This is a genomic window from Candidatus Electronema sp. TJ (assembly GCF_048287355.1).
Taxonomy (GTDB): Bacteria; Desulfobacterota; Desulfobulbia; order Desulfobulbales; family Desulfobulbaceae; genus Electronema.
Genome location: NZ_JBLWEP010000182.1, coordinates 1 through 3,210, shown reverse-complemented (window position 1 = coordinate 3,210; position 3,210 = coordinate 1). Strand labels below are relative to the sequence as shown.

Annotated in this window: 4 protein-coding genes; all 4 read left to right on the top strand. The window is 53.1% G+C overall.

Annotated features, from left to right (window positions below; genetic code table 11):
- Nucleotides 1–193: hypothetical protein (locus ACNKID_RS10900; protein ID WP_417913459.1), on the top strand; the 193-nt coding region annotated here is incomplete at its 5' end.
- A 95-nt stretch (nucleotides 194–288) separates the two neighbouring features.
- Nucleotides 289–1,236 (top strand): FlgO family outer membrane protein, encoded by a 948-nt coding sequence (locus tag ACNKID_RS10895; protein ID WP_417913458.1) that lies wholly within the window; start codon nucleotides 289–291, stop codon nucleotides 1,234–1,236.
- A gap of 301 nt (nucleotides 1,237–1,537) precedes the next feature.
- Nucleotides 1,538–2,080 carry a hypothetical protein gene (locus ACNKID_RS10890; protein ID WP_417913457.1) on the top strand — a complete coding sequence of 181 codons (543 nt, stop codon included), beginning with the start codon at nucleotides 1,538–1,540 and terminating at the stop codon, nucleotides 2,078–2,080.
- Nucleotides 2,081–2,243: 163 nt separating this feature from the next.
- Nucleotides 2,244–3,210, top strand: a 967-nt coding sequence (locus ACNKID_RS10885) for a peptide chain release factor 3 (protein WP_417913456.1), incomplete at its 3' end; no start/stop codon positions are given.

The following is a 3,210-nucleotide window of genomic DNA, read 5'->3' as shown; positions in this document are numbered from 1 at the left end:
GAAGAGTAATGAAGATGGGCCGGACAGGCAAGCCTTTTCTGCGCAGGCAGGAGGAGCCTGCTGCGTCCTGACTGCGGTGGACTTGAGGCCGCGAGACATAGAGCCGCAGCATCCTGCGTCATACCAGCAGTTCCTGCGCAAGGTCGATTTTTCTTCGCAGCATTCAGAGAAGGGCGTGATTTGCCTGCGCTGAGAGGGTAATATAGCAGCCTCGCAGGCAGCCGCAGAGGATAGCCTGCGCTCTTTTCAACCATTGTCCGCCCGCAAAGGTATCAAGGAGAACAGATCATGAGAAAGTCTATTCAGCATGTTGCCGCCGCATTGTTCCTGTCTCTGGCTTTGGCCGCACCCTCTTGGGGATATGAGAAGGAGATTGACGCGCTGTCTGTGACGATGGCGCAGAAGATCGCCAGCAAAGGGAAAACAAGGGTGGCCGTGGTTGATTTCGCCGATTTGGAAGGCAATGTGCGATATTTTGACAAGTTCATTGCGGAGCAATTTTCCGTTGCGCTGTCTGGTGCTGGCAAAGGTTTCAGGGTGATTGACCGCAGCAATCTGAACAGTCTGATCAAAGAGCACAAGCTCTCGGCAACTGGGATGATTAACCCGGCGACAGCAATGAAGCTGGGCAAGATTGCCGGGGCTGATGCGCTGGTCACAGGAACGCTGACACCAATCAGCGACAATGTGCAGCTAATCGTCAAGGTGCTGGATGCAAACACAGCGGATATTATTGATTCAGCAAAGATCAATATTGCCAGAACGCAGGCGGTTAATGAGCTGTTGGGCAAGGAGATAGCGCAAGAAAATCCTACAGCAGAGAGCACTGAAGTTGCTAAGAGGAATGGGACAGGAAAGGCGATTAGCGAGGTTAAGGGATTTGCCTTTAACGTGAAGGAATGCAAGAAGTCAGGTGGGTTTCTTACATGCAGCGTATCTATAACAAGTAGCAATAATGATAAGCAAATAAAAATATATGCAAATTATTATAGCGGCAGAACTGTAATATATGATAATGCGGGGAATGAGTATGCTGCAAACAAAATCGCTACCGGAGAACAAGCAGAGATCGGGTATATAGAAAGACGTTTAGTTGCTAATGTGCCAACAAAATATTCTTTTGAATTCAAAAATATCAGCCAAGATGCCAGCACGGTGGCATTGTTTGAAATAAAGTGTCTGGCTGAAAATGAACAGTTTGTGGCGCAGTTTCGCAATATCCCTATCTCTAAGTAAGAAGCAATCAAACCTCTGGCTGACTAACACAGCGGCGGCAGGCATGTTCTCTGCGCCGGGCGGTCAGACTGGGCAGCCCGCTGCCGCCGTTATCCTCGATACGAAACCGTCGTTATACGTATAACGAATCTGCCGTTATAGGTATAACGAACTTTTCGTTATACCTATCATGAATTCGTCGTTATAGGTATAACGAATTTGCCGTTATACCTATAACGATTTCCCCGCATCGCTCAAGCTCCGCCGTCGGCTATGAGCAGCACGGCATTTCCTCTCTGTGCATCTTCCTCATCACAGCAATATGGAAAACAATAACTGGAGCTTTGAAAGAATCATAGCTCTGCTTAGTCTCCTCGTTGCAACAGTGACCTTGATTGTTTCGGTCATTATTCCAGAAGTCAGGAAATGCATTGGTTTCAAAGAGAACACTGCTCCGCCAACGCCGGTCATTCCGGCTCCACCTTTGCCACAGCCTGATGTGCCACATGTTCAGAAGAAGCCAATAAAACTTGCATCGCCTCAAACGCTAAAACATGAGCCAGTGACTCAAAAGCAGCTTCCTGCTGCAAAAGCAAAGCTGCCATTCCCCTGCGTCCTCCATGAAAACGAGCCGCAGCCTGTTGAACTGGCCGACGCTTACCTATCTTTCTCTGTAGAAAGGTTCAAGAAGGAATCAATCATCAGCCTGCATATTGCGCCAAATGGCAGACCGTCATCAAATCATGCCGTCTGGACTGGCGACAGCGCAAAATTCTCCTCAGCCGCCGGAAATTTCCTTGTCAGCATCTTGAGCGTCAATGCTGATGCAAAGACCATCTCGGTGCAGGTGAGCAAAGCGCAGTGAGCTGCTGAGATAATCTGAGCATTTCCTGAAATCAGGCGCAGGGCCGTGCGCCTTGATTCTGCCCGCTCCCGGCAAACGCATTTTTCTGTTTTCCTCAGCCAGTCTTCCTGATAAGCTGCGCCGCGACATTCCCTTCAATCTTAACAGCCAGCAGGCAGCACTCATGAGCAGCATCTTGCAGCAGGAGATTCAGAAACGCCGCACCTTCGGCATCATCAGCCACCCGGACGCAGGCAAGACCACGTTAACCGAAAAGCTTCTCCTCTTCGGCGGGGCCATCAACATGGCCGGCGCGGTCAAGTCGCGCAAGACCGCCCGCCACGCCACCAGCGACTGGATGGCCATTGAGCAGGAGCGCGGCATCTCAGTCACCACCTCGGTGATGAAGTTCAACTACCGCGACTTCGAGATCAACCTCTTGGACACGCCCGGCCATCAGGACTTCTCGGAAGACACCTACCGCGTTCTCACTGCGGTTGACTCGGCCCTGATGGTGATTGACTCAGCCAAAGGCGTGGAAACGCAGACCGGCAAGCTGATGGAGGTCTGCCGGATGCGCAACACGCCGATCATCACCTTTATCAACAAGCTCGACCGCGACGGCTTAGACCCCTTCGACATCCTCTCCGACATAGAGGAGAAGCTCCAGATCGAGTGCGCGCCGCTCTCGTGGCCGATCGGCATGGGCAAGGGCTTCAAGGGCGTGTATGACCTGCGCCGCAACGAGCTGAACCTCTTCACCCCAAGCCGCGACACACGCCCGGAAGACCGGGTGGTGGTCAAGGGTTTGGAGGATCCTCGCTTGGACGAGCTGCTTGGCCGTGATGCCGCTCGTCTGCGTGAAGACGTGGAGCTGCTGCACGGCGCAGCCAACGCCTTTGCGTATGAGGACTACCTGAAAGCGGGTCAGACTCCGGTCTTCTTCGGCAGCGCGATCAACAACTTCGGCGTGCGCGAGCTGCTGGACAACTTCGTTGAGCTGGCACCGCCGCCCGGCCCGCGCCCAGCTGCCTCGCGCATGGTCGCGCCGGACGAGGAAGCCTTCTCCGGCTTCACGTTCAAGATACAGGCCAACATGGACCCGGCCCACCGCGACCGCATCGCTTTCTTCCGCATCTGCTCCGGCAAGT